This is a genomic window from Microbacterium oleivorans, from assembly GCF_001691565.1.
GTDB classification, from domain to species: Bacteria; Actinomycetota; Actinomycetes; order Actinomycetales; family Microbacteriaceae; genus Microbacterium; species Microbacterium oleivorans_B.
This window is the reverse complement of record NZ_MAYO01000003.1, coordinates 217,308-237,313: the sequence shown is the minus strand read 5'-3', so window position 1 is coordinate 237,313 and position 20,006 is coordinate 217,308. Positions and strand designations below refer to the sequence as shown.

Annotated in this window: 18 protein-coding genes and 1 tRNA gene; 10 read left to right on the top strand and 9 right to left on the bottom strand. The window is 68.7% G+C overall.

Annotated elements, in window-relative coordinates:
- Positions 1 to 26: 26 nt before the first annotated feature.
- Both BBA86_RS03815 and BBA86_RS03810 read left to right on the top strand, forming a co-directional pair.
- Positions 27 to 108: transfer RNA gene (locus BBA86_RS03815), tRNA-Leu, on the top strand.
- Positions 109 to 181: 73 nt separating this feature from the next.
- Entirely contained in the window at positions 182 to 958 is a 777-nt protein-coding gene (locus BBA86_RS03810; protein WP_065570367.1) for a DedA family protein, read from the top strand.
- Here the strand turns inward: BBA86_RS03810 and BBA86_RS03805 are convergent, their stop codons facing one another.
- A complete protein-coding gene (locus BBA86_RS03805) occupies positions 959 to 1,894 on the bottom strand; it encodes a Ku protein (RefSeq protein ID WP_065570366.1) in 936 nt (311 codons plus the stop codon).
- Positions 1,895 to 1,955: 61 nt separating this feature from the next.
- On the opposite strand from BBA86_RS03805, the gene BBA86_RS03800 reads away from it, so the two are divergent.
- Positions 1,956 to 4,325 carry an ATP-dependent DNA ligase gene (locus BBA86_RS03800; RefSeq protein ID WP_065570365.1) on the top strand — a complete coding sequence of 790 codons (2,370 nt, stop codon included), beginning with the start codon at positions 1,956 to 1,958 and terminating at the stop codon, positions 4,323 to 4,325.
- A gap of 47 nt (positions 4,326 to 4,372) precedes the next feature.
- Here the strand turns inward: BBA86_RS03800 and BBA86_RS14395 are convergent, their stop codons facing one another.
- From BBA86_RS14395 to murI, 5 genes are all read right to left on the bottom strand, one after another.
- Positions 4,373 to 4,837 (bottom strand): hypothetical protein, encoded by a 465-nt coding sequence (locus tag BBA86_RS14395; protein WP_141677833.1) that lies wholly within the window; start codon positions 4,835 to 4,837, stop codon positions 4,373 to 4,375.
- A gap of 458 nt (positions 4,838 to 5,295) precedes the next feature.
- Positions 5,296 to 6,207: a cation diffusion facilitator family transporter gene (locus tag BBA86_RS03785; protein WP_065570363.1), complete on the bottom strand. Its 912-nt coding sequence runs from the start codon at positions 6,205 to 6,207 to the stop codon at positions 5,296 to 5,298.
- 98 nt (positions 6,208 to 6,305) lie between these two features.
- The gene (rdgB, locus tag BBA86_RS03780; RefSeq protein ID WP_065570362.1) at positions 6,306 to 6,899 is read right to left on the bottom strand and encodes an RdgB/HAM1 family non-canonical purine NTP pyrophosphatase; all 594 of its coding nucleotides are present in this window, start codon (positions 6,897 to 6,899) and stop codon (positions 6,306 to 6,308) included.
- Positions 6,896 to 7,639 carry a ribonuclease PH gene (rph, locus tag BBA86_RS03775; protein WP_065570361.1) on the bottom strand — a complete coding sequence of 248 codons (744 nt, stop codon included), beginning with the start codon at positions 7,637 to 7,639 and terminating at the stop codon, positions 6,896 to 6,898. The genes rdgB and rph overlap by 4 nt, the downstream gene beginning before the upstream one ends.
- Complete coding sequence (gene murI / locus BBA86_RS03770; RefSeq protein ID WP_065570360.1) at positions 7,636 to 8,463, bottom strand: glutamate racemase; 828 nt, start codon at positions 8,461 to 8,463, stop codon at positions 7,636 to 7,638. The genes rph and murI overlap by 4 nt, the downstream gene beginning before the upstream one ends.
- Before the next feature lie 56 nt (positions 8,464 to 8,519).
- Between murI and BBA86_RS03765 the strand changes: the two genes are divergently transcribed.
- Positions 8,520 to 9,848, top strand: coding sequence for a nicotinate phosphoribosyltransferase (locus BBA86_RS03765; protein WP_065570359.1), 1,329 nt, complete (start codon positions 8,520 to 8,522; stop codon positions 9,846 to 9,848).
- Here the strand turns inward: BBA86_RS03765 and BBA86_RS03760 are convergent.
- The 3 genes from BBA86_RS03760 to BBA86_RS03750 are packed head-to-tail and all read right to left on the bottom strand — an operon-like array spanning position 9,827 to position 13,037.
- On the bottom strand, positions 9,827 to 10,093 hold the full coding sequence (locus BBA86_RS03760) for a DUF3039 domain-containing protein (RefSeq protein ID WP_064001855.1): 267 nt from the start codon (positions 10,091 to 10,093) through the stop codon (positions 9,827 to 9,829). The genes BBA86_RS03765 and BBA86_RS03760 overlap by 22 nt on opposite strands.
- A 41-nt stretch (positions 10,094 to 10,134) precedes the next feature.
- The gene (locus BBA86_RS03755; RefSeq protein WP_065570358.1) at positions 10,135 to 11,688 is read right to left on the bottom strand and encodes a hypothetical protein; all 1,554 of its coding nucleotides are present in this window, start codon (positions 11,686 to 11,688) and stop codon (positions 10,135 to 10,137) included.
- Positions 11,664 to 13,037: an ABC transporter ATP-binding protein gene (locus tag BBA86_RS03750; RefSeq protein WP_189318415.1), complete on the bottom strand. Its 1,374-nt coding sequence runs from the start codon at positions 13,035 to 13,037 to the stop codon at positions 11,664 to 11,666. The genes BBA86_RS03755 and BBA86_RS03750 overlap by 25 nt, the downstream gene beginning before the upstream one ends.
- Positions 13,038 to 13,356: 319 nt before the next feature.
- Between BBA86_RS03750 and BBA86_RS03745 the strand changes: the two genes are divergently transcribed.
- The 6 genes from BBA86_RS03745 (at position 13,357) to BBA86_RS03720 (ending at position 20,000) form a co-directional block, all read left to right on the top strand.
- A complete protein-coding gene (locus BBA86_RS03745) occupies positions 13,357 to 14,046 on the top strand; it encodes an NTP transferase domain-containing protein (RefSeq protein ID WP_223247018.1) in 690 nt (229 codons plus the stop codon).
- A gap of 28 nt (positions 14,047 to 14,074) precedes the next feature.
- On the top strand, positions 14,075 to 14,920 hold the full coding sequence (locus tag BBA86_RS03740; protein WP_065570355.1) for a hypothetical protein: 846 nt from the start codon (positions 14,075 to 14,077) through the stop codon (positions 14,918 to 14,920).
- A gap of 9 nt (positions 14,921 to 14,929) precedes the next feature.
- The gene (locus BBA86_RS03735) at positions 14,930 to 15,154 is read left to right on the top strand and encodes an SCO4848 family membrane protein (RefSeq protein WP_065570354.1); all 225 of its coding nucleotides are present in this window, start codon (positions 14,930 to 14,932) and stop codon (positions 15,152 to 15,154) included.
- 78 nt (positions 15,155 to 15,232) lie between these two features.
- Positions 15,233 to 16,375, top strand: a complete 1,143-nt coding sequence (locus BBA86_RS03730) for an acyltransferase family protein (protein WP_065570353.1) — start codon at positions 15,233 to 15,235, stop codon at positions 16,373 to 16,375.
- Positions 16,376 to 16,404: 29 nt separating this feature from the next.
- The gene (locus BBA86_RS03725; protein WP_065570352.1) at positions 16,405 to 18,936 is read left to right on the top strand and encodes a glycosyltransferase; all 2,532 of its coding nucleotides are present in this window, start codon (positions 16,405 to 16,407) and stop codon (positions 18,934 to 18,936) included.
- Positions 18,933 to 20,000 (top strand): glycosyltransferase family 2 protein, encoded by a 1,068-nt coding sequence (locus tag BBA86_RS03720; protein WP_065570351.1) that lies wholly within the window; start codon positions 18,933 to 18,935, stop codon positions 19,998 to 20,000. The genes BBA86_RS03725 and BBA86_RS03720 overlap by 4 nt, the downstream gene beginning before the upstream one ends.
- The last annotated feature ends 6 nt before the right edge of the window (positions 20,001 to 20,006 follow it).

The window sequence follows — 20,006 nt, the reverse complement described above, 5'->3', positions numbered from 1 at the left end:
CCGCGCGCCCTAGACTGAAGCCACCAGCGGGAGTGGTGAAATCGGCAGACACGCAGGATTTAGGTTCCTGTGCCTTCGGGCGTGGGGGTTCAAGTCCCCCCTTCCGCACGAGGCACCGTCGTGTCTCACACCTTGCGCCCATACCGCCGGCCGGCCCGCCGTCGCGACCTGAAGGACCTCCGTGCACCCCTTCGCCTTGATCCCCTGGCTGGATCCCGAGACCATCATCAACGCTGCCGGCCCCTGGGCGCTCGTCGTGGTCTGCTTCATCATCTTCGCCGAGACCGGCCTGCTCGTCGGGTTCCTGCTCCCCGGCGACACGCTCCTGATCATGGCGGGGCTCCTCTCCAACCCCGTCACGCACGCTCCGAACGGCGTCTTCGGTGTCAATGTCTGGATCGTCGGACTCCTGATCGGGCTCGCCGCGTTCCTCGGTGGAGAGGTCGGGTACCTGATCGGCCGCAAAGGCGGTCCAGCGGTCTTCGAACGCAAGGAATCGGGCCTCTTCAGTCGGAGTAACGTCGAACGGACGAATGCGTTCTTCGAGCGGTACGGCGGTGTGACGGTCATCCTCGCGCGATTCGTCCCCATCGTGCGCACCTTCGCCCCGGTCGCCGCCGGCGTCGGCAAGATGGCCTGGCACAAATACTCGCTGTACAACCTCATCGGCGCCGTCATCTGGGGCTTCGGTCTCACCGTCATCGGCTACCTGGTGAGCCTCATCCCCGGCGTCGGAGAGTTCGTCGCCGAGTACATCGACGTCATCCTGCTCATCGCGGTCGCGGGCACCATCGTCTTCATCGTCTGGCATTACTTCGCCGAGAAGCGCAAGGTCAAGCGCGAGATGTCCGCCGGCCCGGATGGGACGACGGACGCGGCCGAGGCGCAGGAGCTCGTCCTCGAGCCTGAGGCGTTCGACGACCCGGCCGAGGAGCGCGGGGACGCTCCGCGGCTCTGATCAGGACGCCTTCTTCTTCGCGGGGGTCTTCGCCGGTTCTTTCTTCGCCGGTTCTTTCTTCGCAGGTTCCCTCTTCGCAGGCTTCTTGGCCGGCACCGACTTCTTCTCGGCGTCGTCCTTGGTCTGCCCCGACGAACCGGAACCCGACCGCGCCGCGCGGCTCTTCTCGACGCTCGCCCGCAGTGCCGCCATCAGGTCGATGACTTCGCCCCCTTCGGCATCCGCCTTCTCGCCGAAGGTCTCGGCGGTGTCGAACGCGTCGCCCTTCTCGAGCTTCGCGTCGATGAGGGTGCGCAGTTCCTTCTGGTACTCGTCGGTGAACTCGCCCGGGTCGAAGTCGCCCGAGAAGCTGTCGACGAGGGATGCCGAGAGCTCGAGCTCCTTGCTGGAGATCTTCACCGGCTCATCCAGCACGGGGAACGATGCCTCGCGAACCTCGTCCGCCCAGAGGAGAGTCTGCAGAACGAGCACGTCGCCGCGCACGCGGAGCGCCGCCAGTCGCGTCTTCTGCCGGAGCGCGAAACGCACGATCGCGGTGCGGTCGGTCTGCTCGAGCGTCTGGCGCAGGAGGACGTACGCCTTCGGGCTCTTCGAATCGGGTTCGAGGTAGTAGGCCTTGTCGAGGGTGAGGAGGTCGATCTGCTCGGTGGGGACGAACTCGACGACCTCGATCTCACGGCTGCGCTCACTCGGCAGCGCGGCGAAGTCGTCCGAGGTGAGGACGACGGTGCGCTCGCCGTCGTCGTAGGCCTTGTCGATGTCGGAGTACGGCACGACCTCACCGTCGATCTCGCAGATGCGCTGGTAGCGGATGCGGCCTCCGTCGGTCGCATGCACCTGGTGCAGCGACACGTCGTGATCCTCCGTCGCCGAGTACACCTTGACCGGCACGTTGACGAGTCCGAAGGTCAATGCGCCTTTCCAGATCGATCTCATGCCCTCAGTACACACCCCGTCGGCGCGGCGACCAATGGGGGTTGCGCACTAATCTGGCCCCATGCCAGCCGCGCCGCAGGAGGTCGTCGTCGACGGACGCCGGCTGCGGCTGACGAACCTCGACAAGGTGATGTACCCCGAAACGGGCACCACCAAGGGCGAGGTCATCGACTACCTGACGCGTATCGCCCCCGCCATCCTCCCCCACCTCGATGCGCGACCGGTCACCCGGATCCGCTGGCCGGACGGCACGGCGGAGGGTTCCTTCTTCGCGAAGCACCTCGAGGCGGGCGCACCGTCGTGGGTGGCCCGGAGACCCATCGAGCACTCGACCGGCGCGAAGGATTACCCCCTCGTCGACGGAGTCCCGACCCTCGTCTACCTCGCACAGGTCGCGTCGATCGAACTGCACGTGCCGCAGTGGCGCTTCGACGCTGACGGCGCGAGGCGGAATCCCGATCGTCTCGTGCTCGATCTCGATCCGGGCCCCGGCGTCGGACTCGCCGAGTGCGCCGAAGTCGCCCGATGGTCTCGGGAGATCCTGGTCGACCTGGGCATGGACCCCCTCCCCGTCACGAGCGGCAGCAAGGGCATCCATCTGTACGCCCCGCTCGACGGCAGCCGCGCGAGCGACGAGATCAGCGCCTTCGCAAAGGAACTCGCGCGAGCGCTCGAAGCGGATCACCCCGACCTCGTCGTGAGTCAGATGTCCAAAGCGGCGCGACCGGGGAAGGTCTTCCTCGACTGGAGCCAGAACAACGGCAAGAAGACGACCATCGCGCCCTACTCGCTTCGCGGACGCGCGCGGCCCACGGTCGCCGCGCCGCGCACCTGGGACGAGCTCGACGATCCGGGTCTGCGTCACCTGCATTACGACGAGGTCCTCGACCGAGTCGCCGCCGACGGCGACCTGATCGCACCGCTCGCCCCCCGGAGCACGGGACCGCTGACGTCCTACATCGCGAAGCGCACCGCGGCGAAGACCCCGGAGCCCGTGCCGGACTCCCCCGCCGGCTCCGCTCGTCCGGCATCCTCTCGGTTCGTCATCCAGGAACACCACGCGAGACGGCTCCACTACGACCTGCGACTCGAGCGCGACGGCGTGCTCGTCAGCTGGGCCGTGCCGCGCGGCATCCCGGAGTCACCCTCGACGAACCACCTGGCCGTGATGACCGAGCCCCACCCGATGGAGTACCTGGATTTCGCCGGGGACATCCCCGCCGGCGAGTACGGCGCCGGCACCATGTCGATCTGGGACAGCGGCACCTTCGACCTCGAGAAGTGGCGAGACGACGAGGTCATCTTCACCGCGACAGGGCACGGCGAAGGGCCGCTCGGGACCGTGAAGCTCGCCCTCATCCGGACGAGCGGCGACGGCGAGAAGTCGCAGTGGTTGCTGCACCGGATGAAGAAGGATGCCGCGGCTCCCCCGCCGGCGCCCGCTCCGCCCTCCCCTGCATCGGCACCGATACCGGCGCCGATGCTCGCGACGTCCTCGAATGCGGCCCTGGCCAGGCATGCGGCCACCCGCTGGGGTCCCTGGGTCGAGTTCAAGTGGGACGGCGTCCGAGCCCTCGGCGTCTGGAACGGCGAACATCTCAGGCTCCGCGCCCGCAGCGGCGCCGACATCACCGCCCGGTATCCCGAACTGACCGGCGGCGATCCCGGGTTCGGCGCCGCCCCCTGCGTCGTGGACGGGGAGATCGTCGCGCTCGACGATCGCAACCGGCCGAGCTTCTCGTTGCTCCAGCACCGGATGCACCTCACGAAGGCCGCCGACATCGACCGCGAGTCGGCGCGGATCCCCGCGCAATTCCTGCTGTTCGACGTCCTGGAGATCGACGGGACGGATGCCGCATCCCTGCCCCTCTCGCAGCGGCGCGAGTTGCTGGAGGGTGTGGCCGGGGGCGCGATCGATCCCATCGTCGTGCCTCCCGTCGCGAGTGACGTCGACGACGCCCTTGCAACGGCGCAGCAGCTCGGACTCGAGGGCGTCGTCGTGAAGGATCCCGCCTCGGTCTACCGTCGTGGCGTCCGCAGCGAGCAGTGGCTCAAGGTGAAGCTGACCCTGATGCAGGAAGTGGTGATCGGCGGCATCCGTCCCGGCAGAGGCGGGCGCACCGGAGAGATCGGATCGCTGCTCATGGGCCTGCCGACAGAGGGCGGTCTGCGCTACATCGGTCGCGTCGGGTCGGGGTTCAGCGAGGCGACGCTCGCACGACTGGATGCCGAGCTCGCACCGCTCCGCACCGCTGAGAACCCCTTCGTCGACATCGGGCGTGCCGAGGCGTCCGACGCGCTGTGGGTCAGACCCGAGCTCGTCGGCGAGGTGGAGTACGCCGAAGCGACACCGAACGGCACCCTGCGTCACGCCCGCTGGCGGGGGCTCCGCCCCGACAAGACTCCCGCGGACGTGAACGCCGAAGACTGAGCCAGCGGATCCGGATCGATTCCGCCGGGCCCAGCCGTCACCTCGCGCTATCGGTAGAAGCCAGCAATGACCGATTTGGAGCCGTCGATGAATGCCGTGATCCTCACAACTTCACCGTTGCTCTTCTTCTTGTAAACCTTGTTCGGATACCAGGTCTTGCACTGGCCGCGCTGGAGATCCACCCACCCGTTGGGCTCCCAAATCTCGGAGGCGATATTGCCCGCCATGGGATGGACGGTGATCTTTTTCGCGGGACCTTCTTGATAACAGAAGATGAAGCTCTTCAGCCTTACGCTATTCGCCTTGTGCTCCGAGAACTTTCCGGCGATCGTCATCCGCGCATCGTCTGGAAGAGCAGGTGTGATCCCCGGAAATGTGAGGCTGACGCCGACGTCAACCTTGTTCTTGATGTACGTGATCTTGAGACCTGCAGCGTTGGCCGGCAGCGCTGAGAGCGAGACCATCGCCAATGCGACCGCAGTGGCCGCAGCAAATCGCGCGATTTTATTCATTATTCCCCCCGGATGTCATTCGCCCCGAAAACCGAAAGCGACAATCCGACACTAGCAGCGCCCTGGAAAGGAAAGAGAAGCCCTACCGCCACCGGTTCTGAACGAGAGTGAGCTGAGTGCCGTCAGGATCCACGAGATACACGACGCGACCGCCCCAGCCTCGATCTTCGGCGGATGCCGCCGGGGGATGCCGGTCGCGCCCCCGGGCGCACCGGAGTCGGCGATCCGCCGGTACCAGGCGCCGAGGTCGTCCACGCGAAGACAGCACATGACCGTGTTCGCGCCCGGGTCGAGGTCCGAATCGGGGAAGACCTCCAGCTGCAGCTGCTGCCGGCGCAGTATCAGCCAGTCTTCAGCGTTAGACCGCCTCGAAACCGATTGACACGTAGAACCCAGTCGTGGTGTCGAAGCCTCGAGACGCCAGCTTCGGCGCGGCGACGTCCACCATCAGCGGTGCCTCAGGCGTGGGCCTCGTGCTCGACGTGGCCCGCCGGCTCGAGCTGGAACGTGGAGTGCTCCACGTCGAAGTGGCGGGCGAGACAGGACTGAAGCTGGGACAGCAGCGCGCCCGCGCGGTCATCCGCGAAGAAGTCCGTCGCGACGACAACGTGCGCCGTGAACACCGGCGCGCCGCGCGTGAGCTGCCAGACGTGCACGTCGTGGACGTCGACGACGCCCTCGGTGCCGAGGATGTGGTCGCGGATGTCGGTGACCTTCGTCCCCGCCGGTGCCCGCTCGCCCAGCACGGCGAACACTTCTCGCAACAGGGTGATGGCACGCGGCACGATGAGCGCGGCGATGACGAGGGAAGCCACGGCGTCCGCCGGCATCCATCCCGTCAGCCAGATCACCCCGGCCGCGATGATCACGACGACCGACCCGAGCAGGTCGCCCAGGACCTCGAGGTACGCGCCGCGCACATTGATGCTCGTGCGCTGCGCGGCGCTCAGGACGTAGAGCGAGACACCGTTGGCGAGGAGGCCGATGACGGCGACGACGAGCATCGGCAGCCCCTGCACCTCGGCATCCGCGGGTCGGATCAGGCGGCCGACGGCCTCGACCGCGATCCACGCTCCGAGAGCGATGAGGATCACAGCGTTGAGCAGCGCACCGAAGACCTCGGCGCGTTGATATCCGTAGGTCTGTCGCTCGTCCGCCGGGCGAGCCGCGACCGACGCGGCTATGAGAGCGATCACGAGCCCCGAGCTGTCGGTGAACATATGGCCGGCATCGGCGAGCAGCGCCAGCGACCCGGTCAAGATGGCACCGACGAGCTGGACGACGAGCACCGTCGCGGTGATTCCGAGGGAGACCGCGAGCAGTCGCCGCGGATGTCCTCCCCGGATGCCGGTGGGTGCGTGATCGTGCATGTCTACGAGGGTAGGACCCGCCGTCGCACCGACCGGCCCGATTCCCGAACTCGGGAATGAGTCCGATTCTCAGCCTCAGCAGGAGAGCCCGCGCCGCGTCAGAGGGAGGCGAGCAGAGGCACGAGAGCTTCGAAGGCCCGCGCGCGGTGCGACGACGCGTTCTTCTGGGCGGGCGTCAACTCCGCCGCAGAACTACCCTCTGCGTCGTCCGGCAGGAACACGGGGTCGTAGCCGAACCCGTTCTCCCCCGTCGGTGCGGTCGCGAGACGGCCCGGCCACACGCCGGTCACGACGTGCTCTTCGTCACCGGGGACGACGAGCGCGATCGTCGAGACGAACTGCGCCGTGCGGTGGGGATCAGCGATGTCGGCGAGCTGATCGAGCAGGAGCTCGTAGTTCGCGCCGCTGTCCTTCTTGTGCCCCGCCCAATACGCGGAGAAGACTCCGGGCGACCCACCCAGAACATCGACGGCGATCCCGGAGTCGTCCGCCATGGCCGGGAGTCCGGTGTGGGCGGCGGCCGCTCGGGCCTTGATGAGGGCGTTCTGCGCGAACGTCACACCGTCCTCGACCGGCTCGGGGCCGTCATAGCCGACGACCTCGAGGTCGGGTCGCGTCGCCGCGACGATCGCTCCGAACTCCTCGACCTTGTGCGCGTTGTGCGTGGCGAGGACGATGCGGCGCGTCGTCACGCGAGCTCCCGTGCCAGCGCGGCGAGCTGCGCCTCGCGGAGGTCGCCGCAGCCGTTCACGCCGAGCTCGAGCAGGGCGTCGAGCTCGCGCTTGTCGAAGGGCGCTCCCTCGGCGGTTCCCTGGACCTCGACGAACAGGCCGCGACCGGTGACGACGACGTTCATGTCGGTCTCCGCGCGGACGTCTTCGACGTAGGCGAGGTCGAGCATCGGCTCACCGTCGATGATGCCCACGGACACCGCTGCGACCGAGTCGATGAGCGCCTTCGCGTTCTTGCCGACGAAGCCCTTCGCGCGGCCCCACTCGATCGCATCCGCCAGGGCGACGTAGGCACCGGTGATGGCGGCGGTGCGCGTGCCGCCGTCGGCCTGAAGGACGTCGCAGTCGATGACGATCGTGTTCTCGCCGAGGGCCTTCGTGTCGACGACCGCCCGCAGCGCGCGTCCGATCAGCCGCGAGATCTCGTGCGTGCGCCCGCCGACCTTGCCCTTGATCGATTCGCGGTCGTTGCGCGAGTTCGTCGCGCGCGGGAGCATCGCGTACTCAGCGGTGACCCAGCCCTTGCCCTTACCGGTCAACCACCGGGGGACGCCGTTCGTGAAGGATGCCGTGCACAGGACCTTCGTGCCGCCGAAGGAGATCAGCGCGGAACCCTCCGCATGGGCGCTCCACCCGCGTTCGATCGTGACGGGGCGCAGCTGGTCGACGGAACGGCCGTCGGCGCGGGTGGTCTCGGTCATGGGGTCTCCTTCGGTAGGTCGATGGCACCGGTCTGGACGAGTCGGACGGCGCTGACGCCGCGACCCATCAGCCGGTCGGCGAGTCGGATGAAGTCGTCGGCGGAATCGCCGGTCGCCTCGTAGACGTGGGTCGGGGTCGCGTCCGGACCGGCGAGGAGGTCGCGGGAGACGAGCTGCCGGTAGACGTCTTTCGCCGTTTCCGTGTCGCTGGACACGAGCGACACATCGGGGCCCATGACGTAGCTGATGGCGCCCTCGAGGAACGGATAGTGCGTGCACCCGAGCACGACGGTGTCGACGCCGGCGTGGCGGAGCGGAGCGAGGTACTCCTCGGCGACGCCGAGGACGTCCGTCGTGTCCGTCACGCCCGCTTCGACGAAGTCGACGAAGCGCGGGCACGCCTGCGCGAAGACGCTCAGGCGTTCGTTGACACCGAGCATGTCCTGGTAGACGCCCGACCCGATGGTGCCGGCGGTACCGATGACGCCGACGCGGCCGTTGCGCGTGGTCGAGATGGCAGTGCGGACGGCCGGGCCGATGACCTCGACGACCGGCACGTCATAGCGCTCGCGTGCATCGCGGAGAAGGGCGGCCGACGCCGTGTTGCACGCGATGACGAGCATCTTGACGCCCTGGTCCACGAGCGTGTCCAGCACTTCGAGTCCGTACCGGCGGACGTCGGCGATGGGCTTGGGTCCATACGGGGAGTGCGCGGTGTCGCCGATATAGAGGATCGATTCGCGCGGCAGGAGCTGGGAGACGGCCCGGGCCACGGTCAGCCCGCCCACTCCGGAGTCGAAGATCCCGATCGGTGCGTCCGTCACGATCGACCAGCCTAGTCTCGGTCCGGTCCTCCCCTGCGCGTGGATAGAGTGACCGGATGGCCACGTCCACGGCATTGCTGACCGACCGCTACGAACTCACGATGCTGGATGCCGCACTGCGCGACGGCACGGCGAATCGTCGGTGCGTCTTCGAACTGTTCGGACGGCGTCTTCCGGGCGGCCGCCGCTTCGGCGTCGTGGCCGGAACCGGACGGCTCCTCTCGGAGATCGCAGACTTCCGCTTCAACGAGGCCGAACTCGCCTACCTGCGCGACAACGACATCGTCAGCCATGAGACGGTGCGCTACCTCGAGGACTACCGGTTCGGCGGCACGATCAGCGGTTACCGGGAGGGCGAGCTCTACTTCCCGGGCTCCCCCCTCCTGACGATCGAGGGCACCTTCGCTGAAGCGGTGATCCTCGAGACTCTGGCCCTCAGCATCCTCAACCACGACTCGGCCGTCGCGACGGCCGCCGCGCGCATGAGCATCGCCGCCGGTGACCGTCCGCTCGCAGAGATGGGATCCCGCCGTGCAGCGGAGCGATCCGCCGTCGCGGCGGCCCGCGCCGCCTACATCGCGGGGTTCTCCGCCACCAGCAACCTCGAAGCGGGACGCTCCTGGGGAATCCCCACCATGGGCACCGCAGCGCACGCCTGGACCCTCCTGCACGACACCGAGGAGGACGCCTTCCGCAGCCAGATCGATGCCCTCGGCACGGGGACCACCCTTCTCGTCGACACCTACGACATCCGCCAGGGCGTGGAGACGGCCGTTCGCGTCGCGGGTACCGGTCTCGGTGGCGTCCGGCTCGATTCCGGCGACCTCCCGACCGTGGCCGCCTCCGTCCGTGAGCAACTCGACGAGCTCGGCGCAACCGAGACGCGGATCACTGTGACGAGCGATCTCGACGAGTTCGCGATCGCTGCGCTGGCCGCATCCCCGGTCGATGCGTACGGAGTCGGAACCTCCGTCGTCACCGGATCGGGCACCCCGACGGCGGGAATGGTCTACAAGCTCGTCGCCCGACAGGGCTCAGACGGCGGCTGGGTTCCGGTGGCGAAGGCTTCGACGTCGAAGGCGTCCATCGGCGGTCGCAAGGCGGCGTTCCGGCGTCGCGCCGACGGTGTCGCAACCGCGGAGGTGATCGCCGTCGCCGACGGTTTCGAGGAGCTCGACACCCCGTCCGCTCATCCCGACGCGCGTCCACTGCAGACCGTGCTCGTCGACCACGGCGAGACGGATGCCGCTCACCTCGGTCCCGAGGGTGTCGCCGCCGCCCGCGCGCACCACCTTCGGGTCCGCGAGGAGCTGCCGGTCGCGGCGCTGGCGCTCAGCCGCGCCGATCCCGCGCTGCCGACCGTCTACGAGGTGAGCGAGGCGTAGATCTCCTTGCATGTCGGGCAGACCGGGAACTTCTCGGGATCCCGACCGGGGGTCCACTTCTTGCCGCACAGCGCGCGCACCGGCTTGCCGGTGATGGCCGACTCGAGGATCTTGTCCTTCTTGACGTAGTGCGAGAACCGCTCATGGTCGCCAGGCTCGATGGACTCCTCGCGGATGAGCTCTTCGAGTTCGCGGTCGAGTGTGGCGAGGCCGCCCTGATCAGGGCTGTCGATCGGCGTGCTCATTCCCCCGAGTGTACTGGGGCCGAGAGCTTCGTGGCCGGCTGTCAGAGGGTTTCTGCGAACTCCATGATGCGTCCGGTTCGGCGCTCGAAGAGTGCTCCACCGACGGCCACGCCGACGATCATCACGCCGAGACCGACCCCGATGCCGGACCAGAACGACGACCACGCGGCACCCTCGTCCCCGTTGAGGCAGAGCCACCCCCACCAGAGCGCCGGTGCGGACAGCAGGATGGCACCGAACAGCACGAGGGCCTGCGTCATGCCCCCGCCCGTGCGTTGGGGCTGCTCGAATGGTCCCTCGCCCGGGCGGGAAACGGCGTAGGGCGACGCGACTGAGGAGATCGACCCGAGGCCGAGGCCCGCGGCGAACAGGGAGACGCAGACGCCGATGAGGGCGGGCAGAACCGCCCATCGACCGTGCACCCAGACCGAGCCGGTGATCAGGAGCGCCAGCAGCGGGATGCCGATCATGAGGATGGGTACGAGCCGGCCGATCCGGTCTGCGAGACCGCGAACCCCCGCGGAGATGTGCAGCCACACGCCTGTCGAGTCGTAAGCCAGATCGTTGTGCACCAGCCAGCCGAGGAAGAGGGCGAGGATCGGCGGTGGAATGAGCGCCACGGTCTGCAGCGGGACACCCACGACGAGCAACGGCGTCACGATGAGGATGGAGGCGATCGGCACGACGATGACGTTCGCGAGGTAGCGGGCATCGCCGAACCAGTAGACGATGCTCCGCGCCGCGATCGCTCCCCCCGGCAGCCCGGGCATGACCGCGAACCACCCGAGGCCGCGACGCTCGCGGACCGGGACCGGGCGCTCGGTTCGAGTCATCATCAGCTGGACCAGCAGGTACCACATGGCGCCCAGAACGACGATCGTTCCTCCGGCGACCAGCAGCGAGGCGATGAGGCTTCCCCCGGTGCGCACGGCTATCGCGGGCGCCGCGCCGAAGGGAGTGATCGCGAGCACCTGAGCCGCTTCGGTCAGCGGGGACGGAAGTCCGCCCGACCACTCGAGGGAGAACGCGAAAGCGGCGACCGGGATCACGACGACTCCGGCTGCGGTGACCATCAACCCGGTCAGCTGCGGCGACCGTCGGTCTCGGAGGGCGACCGCCGAGACGGCCATGGCGCACCGCGACGCGAGCACCGCTGTGGCGACGATCAGGGCGGTTCCGAGGACAGCCTGCCAGACCGGGGCCCCGTGGCTCGTGGCCGCCACAGCCATCGCTGCGGCGATCGAGAGCACGACCAGGCCGGGAACCCCGACCGGCGACACCGCCGCAACCGTCCAGGCGATGGTCCGCGGCTCGGCACCCGTCGTGACGAAGCGACGCGGGTCGAGGGGGTCATCGGCCCCGGTGAACAGCGGGATCAGCAGGAAGCCGGCGATCAGCAGCGCGCCTCCCACGACGGTCAGCGTCGCCGCTTCTTCATCGGGGACGCGGTCGAGCCGGACGAAGGCGACGCACACGGCCGCGACAGCCACCGCGAGGACGCCGAACGCCGCCAGTCGGCGCACCACGACGACGGGTCGGGCGTTCACCGCGCCGATGAGGAGGGCGAGCCTCAGTCGGAGTACGTGTGCAACCACTCGAGGCCTTCCACATCGCTGAGTCCGCCGGAGAGCTGGACGAAACGTTCCGCGAGGGTCTTGTCGCCACGGACCTCGTCGACCGTGCCCTGCGCGAGCACCTGGCCCGCGACGATGACCGCGACGCCGTCGCACACCCGCTCGACGAGCTCCATGCCGTGACTCGAGAGGACGACGGTGCCGCCTCGCGCGACGTACGCCGACAAGATGTCGAGGATGACGGCGCTCGAGACCGGATCCACCGCTTCGAACGGCTCGTCGAGGACGAGCAGCCTCGGGGCGTGGATCATGGCGCCGGCCAGCATGATCTTCTTGGTCATGCCCGCGGAGTAGTCGGACACCGGACGCGCAAGTGCAGCGGTCAGGTCGAACGCGCGAGCGAGGTCCTGCGTGCGCTCCGTGACGACCGCCGGCCGGAGCCCGCGCAGGACGCCGTAGTAGTGGAGGAGCTGTCGACCGGTGAGTCGATCGAAGGTGCGCAGGCGATCCGGGAGGACCCCCATGAGCGCCTTCGCACCGCGGGGATCGCGGCGGAGGTCGACGCCGCCGACCTGGATGGTGCCTGAGTCGGGGCGCAGGAGACCCGCGATCATCGACAGCGTCGTGGTCTTCCCGGCACCGTTGGGTCCGACGATGCCGTAGAAGGTTCCGGCCGGGATCTCGAGGTCCACGGCGTCCACAGCGAGAGTGCGACCGAAGGCCTTCGACACGTGCGACATCCGGAGGGCGAACGCGGTGCCGCCTTCGGTCGGCTCGATCCGGTCGGTCGTCGGCAGAACAGCGGTGGCGGGCGCGGGTCCCTCCGGCTCGGGTTCAGGCTCCAGCCCCGGGTCGGGCTCCAGCGCCAGGTCGGGCTCCAGCCCCAGGTCAGGCTCGGGCTCGGGCTCGGGCGCCGGCTCCGGTTCGGGCTCGATCTCGGGCGCCGGCTCGGGCTCTGGCGTGACCTCGGGGCCCGGCTCGACCTCGCGCTCCGGGACGATCTCAGGCTGGTGCTCCGGCTCGACCGTCGGTTCGGGCTTCAGCGCCGGCTCGACGGCTGGCTCGACCGTCAGTTCGGGCTCCGGCTCGATCTCCGGCTCCGGCTCCGGGGCCGACTCCGAGCCGATCTTGCGCTCGGTCTCTTGGTCGACGTCGGGCTGCACATCGACCATGACTTCCGGCTCGGACTCCAGGTCCGGCTCAGCCACGGCTGCGGGCTCGGGTTGCGGCTGACGTTCGTGTTCCGGGTCGACGTCCGGTTCAGCGGCGACCTCCGCTCCGCCACCGGGTTCGCTCACCGCATCTTCGAAGCGTGCGGCGGCGACGGATGCCGGCAGATCGGGCTTCGGCGGAAGCGCCGGAATGGTCATCGTCTCGCCGGCAGAACCGTCTTCGGCGCGTGTCGCGGCGACATCGGCAGGCAGTGGGGGCGGCGGGGGGACAGCGGTGCCGGTGCCGGACACTCGTGCCTTACCGCGGGGCTGTCGTGTCTTCGGAGGCGTCACTCGTCAAACCTACCAAGGGGTGCTCGCCGTCTCCTGAGACGCCGTACGGCAGCACCGGTGGTCACGAATGCGCAACGCCATACACGGATACGGGTCATTGTCAGGCACCCCCGCTACCATTTAGCTGGCACAAGGATGTGTCTTTCCGATGCACGGACAGAGACCACATCGTCAGGAGCACCCCGTGACCAAGATCGTCATCCTCGCAGCCGGTATGGGCTCGCGGCTCGGCCGCAGTCTGCCCAAGCCGCTGACACAGCTGAGCGACGGCCGCAGCATCATGGGCCAGCAGCATGACAACATTCACGCCGCCTTCGGGCCGAGCGCGTCCATCACCACGGTCGTCGGCTACCGCGCCGAGACGATCGTCGAGGCGTTCCCCGACGCGGATTACGTCTACAACGACCGCTACGACCAGACGAACACCTCGAAGAGCCTTCTTCGCGCCCTCAAGGCGACCGGCAAGTCGGGTGTCCTGTGGATGAACGGCGACGTCGTCTTCGACCCTCGTCTGCTCGGTCGCGCTCTCGCCCTCATCGAAGCGGACCAGTCCTTCGTCACGGTGAACACGTCGAAGGTCAGCGACGAAGAGGTCAAGTACACCGTCGACGCACACGGCAACATCGCTGAGCTGTCCAAGACGGTCGCCGGCGGGCTCGGCGAGGCCGTAGGCATCAACTACATCTCCCGCGCAGACAAGCCGGCCCTCATCGCGCAGCTCAACCGAGTCGACAATCAGGATTACTTCGAGCGCGGGCTCGAGCTCGCCGTCGCCGAAAACGGGCTGAAGCTGCAACCCCTCGACATCTCAGACCTCTACGCCGTCGAGGTGGATTTCGCGGAAGACCTCGACCGGGCGAACTTCTACGTCTGAGGATCGACACGGCGCCTTCGGGCGCGCCGTGACCCCCGCGACGAACGACGTCCCCCGTATCCACTCTCTGCCGGATGATGCGGCGTGGGCGGGCGGCCTGCCTCCGGTGGGGTCGCCGGAGCACCCGTGGCTCATCCGCGTGCTCGATCGCGTCCTCGCGACACAGCGGCCTGCGGTCATCGCGCACCTCCGCGCCATCCGCTCACGCCATCCGGACGCAACTCCCGCTGATGTCTGCCGGATCCTCGAACGGCGCTACCTCGCCACGGTGACGACTGGCGGCGCCGCGGTGGGAGCCACGGCGGTCGTGCCCGGCGTCGGAACCGCGGTGACCCTCGCGCTGGCCGGTGCGGAGACGGTGGGTTTCCTGGAGGCGACCGCCCTGTTCGCCCAGTCCCTCGCGGAGGTGCACGGCGTCCGACTGTCCGATCCCGACCGCGCCCGAGCCCTCGTTCTGACCCTGATGGTGGGACGCGAGGGCGTGGAGCTCGTCAGCCAGTTCGCCGGGCAGGTCAGCGGCTCCGGGAAACCCCGCCAGGCCTATTGGGGAGAGCTGGTCACCACGTCGCTTCCCCGGGCCATGGTGGGTCCCCTTCTCGACCGGCTCAAATCCGCGTTCCTCCGCCGGTTCACCGTGCAGGGTGGCGTTTCGGTGGTCGGTCGCGCCCTCCCGTTCGGTGTCGGTGCCGTCGTCGGCGGAAGCGGCAACCACATCCTGGGGCGTCGCGTTGTCGTGGGCGCCCGCAAAGCCTTCGGGCCCGTCCCGCCCGCGTTTCCCGCAGAGCTGGCCGCCGGGCCGAGCCCGCGAGAGCGCCTGAGCCTGCGCGCGCGGCGGCGCCGTCGTTCCGGGCCCGGTCCTCACGTCACGGGGTAGCGTGGCCGGGTGGTCCCGGTTCTCGTCACTCTGCTCATCCTCAACGGCGTCTTCAACGCGCTCGTCTGGCCTGCCTTCTATCGGCGCGTCGCCCGCGACGCGCGCGCACGCGACGAGGAAGGTCGCGCCACGCGCTTCCTCGTCGTCCACACGGTGCTGATCGCCGTTGCCCTCGTCCTCGCGGCCGTCTCCATCCTCGCCGGAATCATCGCCGCGACGGGCGCGTGGACCTGACGCCTCGACGGTCTGCACACCCCACGGTGCGCGCGCAAGTGGTTCGGTCCGCCGCGCCGCAATGATTAGCGTTGACGAGTGGTAACGACTCCCCCGACGCACCCGCCCGGCCGCATCCAGAGCCTCGACGGTCTCCGTGGAGTCGCGGCTCTCGTCGTTCTCCTGCACCACTGGCTGCTCATCGCGCGTCCGCTACTCGAAGGCACCGTGAGCTGGGCGGTGATCTCGGAGTCGCCGGTCAAACTCCTGACGGCAGGTAACGAAGCCGTCCTGGTCTTCTTCGTCCTCTCCGGTCTCGTCGTGGTTCTCCCCGTGTTCCGCGAGAACTTCTCGTGGATGGGTTTCCTCTCCGCGCGTGTCGTCCGACTGTACGGTCCCGTGATCGCGTCGCTGGGGCTCAGCGCCCTGCTGATCTTCCTGGTTCCGCGCGATCGCTCGACCATGCCCGCCGGCTCGTGGATGGCCGAGACGCACGCCGAGAGTGTGACGTGGCAGTCCTTCCTCGCGCAGGCATCCCTCGTCCCGCGTCAGTACTCGCTCAACAACCCTCTCTGGTCGCTGCATTGGGAACTCCTCTACTCCATCGTCCTCCCGCTTGCGACAGCGCTCGCCCTGCTCGCGAGGCGGTACGCGCTGACCGCGGTCATCGTCTGCTGCGCGTTGAGCGTGGCGGGGCGTCTGTTCGAGCAGAGCGAACTGCTCTACTTCCCCGTCTTCGTGATCGGCACGATCATGGCGGCGCGGATGCCGGACCTGCTGGCGTGGGTCGAACGTCCACGACCCCGGTGGTTCATGCCGCTGTTCACGCTCGTGAGCATCCTCATGCTCATCGGCAGCTGGCTCGCGCGGCCGATCGTCCCGAGCGGCACGGATCTGAGCCAGGTGCTGTGGGCGTTCGCCGCGCCGGGTGCTGCCGGCGTCGTGCTCGTCGCGCTCGCGTGGGGGCCGGCCATCCGACTGTTCGAGACACGGCCGATCCAGTGGCTCGGCAAGATCTCGTTCAGCCTCTACCTCGTACACGTCCCCGTCCTGGCCACTCTCGCCTTCGCCTTCGGTTCCGAGGCGTGGGCGCTGGTCGGCCTCCTCGGCATCCCGATCAGCCTGCTCGTGGCCTGGGGGTTCTACGAGGGAGTCGAAGCTAGAATGCATAAGGCGGCGCGACGCGTCCACCGAGCTGTTGCGGCACGAGCCCGCCGCCGGGCCGGAGAAGTCGCGCCCTGACCTGCCGTCGACGAGAGCACAGCACATACATGCGTTCGCCCCTTCCGCCCGCCGTCACCCGTGCTGTCCGTTCGGCGCTGAGCCGCGCGAAGCGCATCCCGACGTCGGAGCAGATCGCGTGGGCGCGCTCCCGGCCGATCCGGCACCGGACAGTCGTCTACGAATCCTTCGCGGGTAACGGAGCGCTGTGCAATCCCGAGGCGATCTTCCGATCACTGCTCGCCGATCCGGAGTTCGCAGACCTGACGCACATCTGGGCGATCAGCGATCCGGATGCCGCCGCAGCGCTCCGTGCGGAGTTCGCCGGCAACAGCAACGTCGTCGTCGTGACGCGCGGCAGCGGTGCCTACTGGCGCGCTGTCTCCACGGCCGGATACCTCATCAACAACGCCACCTTCCCGCCGGCGTTCAGTAAGCGCGTCGGTCAGGTCTACCTCAACACCTGGCATGGGACCCCGCTGAAGCTCATGGGCTTCGATATGCCCGGCGGTGCTCGCGAATCCGCCAACACCCTGCGCAACCTCCTGAACGCCGACTACCTCCTCGCAGCCAACCCCTTCATGGCCGAGACCATGTACGAGGACGCCTATCAACTCCGCAACGTCTACCGCGGTGCGATCATCGAAGAGGGCTACCCGCGTATCGACCGGCAGTGGATGTCGGACGTCGAAAAGGAGCAGCGCGTCGCTGCGCTCGCCGCCGGACTGGGCTGGTCGCTCACGGGAAAGCGAATCGTCCTGTTCGCTCCGACGTGGCGGGGCAGCTCGTTCCAGGCTCCCGATGCGGATCTCGCGCACCTGGCGGACCAGGTCTCCGGCCTGCAGCGAGAACTGGGCGACGGCGTCGTCGTGCTCCTCAAGACCCATCAGGTGGTGCACCGGGCGGCCAGCGGCATCCCGGCCCTCCGGCGCGTCCTCGTGCCGAACATCATCGCGACGAACGTTCTGCTGGGCCTCGCCGATGCGCTCGTCACGGACTACTCATCGATCTTCTTCGACTATCTCGCCACGGGCCGTCCCATCGGCTTCCTCGTCCCCGACGGCGACGCCTACTCGACCGATCGTGGCACGTACATGCCGCTCGACGAGCTCCCCGGGCCCGTGCACACCGACCCGCGGGCGCTCGGACGCGAGCTCGGCGGGCTGCTGCAACCGGATGCCGCGGCCCACCCGCGCTACGCCGACTGGGCGGAACGATTCGTCCCCTACGACGACGGTGACGCGACCTCGCGCGTCATCGACGTCGTCTTCCGCGGCAGAGAGGAGGGGCGCCGTGTCCGGCCCGTGCGGCGCGACGACCGTCCCCGACTGCTGTTCTACCTGGGCGGGATGCGCCTCAACGGCATCACGACGGCCGCCGTCAACCTGCTGAACTCGCTCGACACCGAGCGCTACGACGTGACGGCCCTCATGTCGTTCCCCCGCGGCGCGACGACACGCCACAATCAGACCCGCCTGAATCCGAACATCCGGCAGGTCTTCCGCGTCGGCGGCATGAACGGCTTGAAGGCGCGCCAGATCATGCGACGTGTCGCGGATGTCAGCACCGATCCGCTCCGCGCGCACCGTCGCCTCGGGCACCGCACCCTGTGGCGGGATGAGTGGACCCGCATCTTCGGGTCTGCGAAGTTCGACTGGGTCGCGGACTTCAGCGGATACAGCCCGTTCTGGGCGCACCTGATGCTGCATTCGCCGCGGGCGGTCCGCGCGATCTGGTTGCACAACGAGATGGCCGCCGACCGCGATCGGACCGTCAACGGCAAGAAGGCTTTCCGGCGTTCGTTGGGCCGCGTCTTCGCCATGTACCGCGCGTACGACCAGCTCGTATCCGTCTCCCCGGCCCTCACGGACCTCAACCGTGCGGAGCTCGCGGACTACGCGCCGGCGGACAGCTTCGTCACCCTGCGAAACCTCCCCGACCTCGTCTCCGCCGAAGCCGTCGACGAGCGCGACGAAGATGGCGACGAGCCGGAGGACGACGCCGGCCTCGACCAGGTCCTCGAGGCCGCGCTCTCGGCCCCCGGCATCCGGAGATTCATCTCGGTAGGCCGGCTGTCGACCGAGAAGAACCACGCCCGGCTGATCCGCGCGTTCGCCCGTCTCGCTTCCGAAGCACCCGATACGCAGCTCTTCATCGTCGGCGGCGGGCCGTTACGCGCACAGCTCGAGCAACAGGTGCGGGATGCCGGTCTGACCGGGCGCGTCTTCCTGACGGGCCCGCTCCGCGACCCGGTGTCCGTCATGCGACGCTGCGACTGCTTCGTCCTCTCCAGCGACTACGAGGGTCAGCCGATGGTCCTCATCGAAGCTGCGCAACTGGGACTGCCCATCGTGTCGACGGCATTCGGCTCCGCGCGGGGCGCTCTGCCGGGCGACGACCTGCACATCGTCGACCGCGACGACCGTGCGCTCGCCGACGGCATGACGGCGTTCCTCGACGGACAGGTGGCGCCGGCGTCGCTCGACGTCGACGCCTACACCGCCGAAGTGCTCTCGCAGTTCGATGCGCTGATCCCGCGCGTCGAGCCCGCGCGCTCCCCTGACTCCACGGGCACACCGTGACGGTCGACGCGCCGGTTCCCGCGCCCGGTGCCGGTGTCACCTTCGTGATGCCCGTTCTCAACGAACGCGAGTACCTCGAGCGCGCGGTCGAGACCGTCCTCCAGCAGGACGTGGACGGTCCCGCCGAGCTGATCCTCGCGCTGGGACCGTCCGCCGACGGTACGACCGAGCTCGCGCGACGACTGGCGTCGGCGGACGACCGCATCCGTCTCGTCGACAACCCGCGCGCCGACATCCCGGTCGCGCTGAATCTCGCGATCCGCGCAGCTCGGCATCCCACCATCGTGCGCGTCGACGCGCACTCCGAGCTCGCGCCGGGGTACACGCGACGCGCACTGTCCACGCTTGCTCGCGTGCGGGCCGCCAACGTGGGCGGCGTCATGCGCGCGGACGGCCGCACCCCGTTCCAGAAAGCCGTCGCGGTCGCCTACAACTCGCCGGTCGGCCTGGGCGGGGGCGCCTACCACGGGGGTGCCCCGGAGGGACCTGCGGAGTCCGCCTACCTCGGGGTCATGCGCCGGAGCGTGCTCGAGGAAGTCGGCCTCTTCGACGAGTCGATCCGACGCGGCGAGGACTGGGAGCTGAATCTCCGCATCCGGCACGCCGGTTACCGGGTGTGGTTCGACCCGGAGCTCGCCGTCACCTACTGGCCGCGAGAGAGCTGGGCCCGCCTGGCCCGTCAGTTCGTCGCGACGGGAACGTGGCGCGGAGAACTCGTTCGCCGGTTCGGTCGCCAGAACTCCCTGCGGTTCTTCGCACCCCCCGCCCTCGTCGTCGTCCTCACGGCGAGCATCCTCCTGGCCGCATTGCAGGCAATCGGTCTGGTGGCCGGTCCCGCCTCCGCGGTGCTCTCGATCCTCCACCTTCCCGTCGCGCTCTACGTCGTGGGCGTACTCGCATTCAGCGCGGTCGCCGGACAGGCGATGGCTCAACGGGCATGGCTCGCCGCCGTGCTCCCGACCATGCACCTCGCATGGGGCACCGGGTTCCTGGCCGGGGTCCTCCGGGGCGCCCGCGACACCGTCGACACGTCCCGCCTCGACCGGAACACGCCTCTGCCCTGACGCGGA

Coding starts and splice junctions, on each gene's coding strand:
- BBA86_RS03805 (WP_065570366.1), bottom strand. CDS start 1,894: ATGAGATCGATCTGGAAAGGCGCATTGACCTTCGGACTCGTCAACGTG.
- BBA86_RS03800 (WP_065570365.1), top strand. CDS start 1,956: ATGCCAGCCGCGCCGCAGGAGGTCGTCGTCGACGGACGCCGGCTGCGG.
- BBA86_RS14395 (WP_141677833.1), bottom strand. CDS start 4,837: ATGAATAAAATCGCGCGATTTGCTGCGGCCACTGCGGTCGCATTGGCG.
- BBA86_RS03785 (WP_065570363.1), bottom strand. CDS start 6,207: ATGCACGATCACGCACCCACCGGCATCCGGGGAGGACATCCGCGGCGA.
- rph (WP_065570361.1), bottom strand. CDS start 7,639: ATGACCGAGACCACCCGCGCCGACGGCCGTTCCGTCGACCAGCTGCGC.
- BBA86_RS03765 (WP_065570359.1), top strand. CDS start 8,520: ATGGCCACGTCCACGGCATTGCTGACCGACCGCTACGAACTCACGATG.
- BBA86_RS03760 (WP_064001855.1), bottom strand. CDS start 10,093: ATGAGCACGCCGATCGACAGCCCTGATCAGGGCGGCCTCGCCACACTC.
- BBA86_RS03750 (WP_189318415.1), bottom strand. CDS start 13,037: ATGACCATTCCGGCGCTTCCGCCGAAGCCCGATCTGCCGGCATCCGTC.
- BBA86_RS03725 (WP_065570352.1), top strand. CDS start 16,405: ATGCGTTCGCCCCTTCCGCCCGCCGTCACCCGTGCTGTCCGTTCGGCG.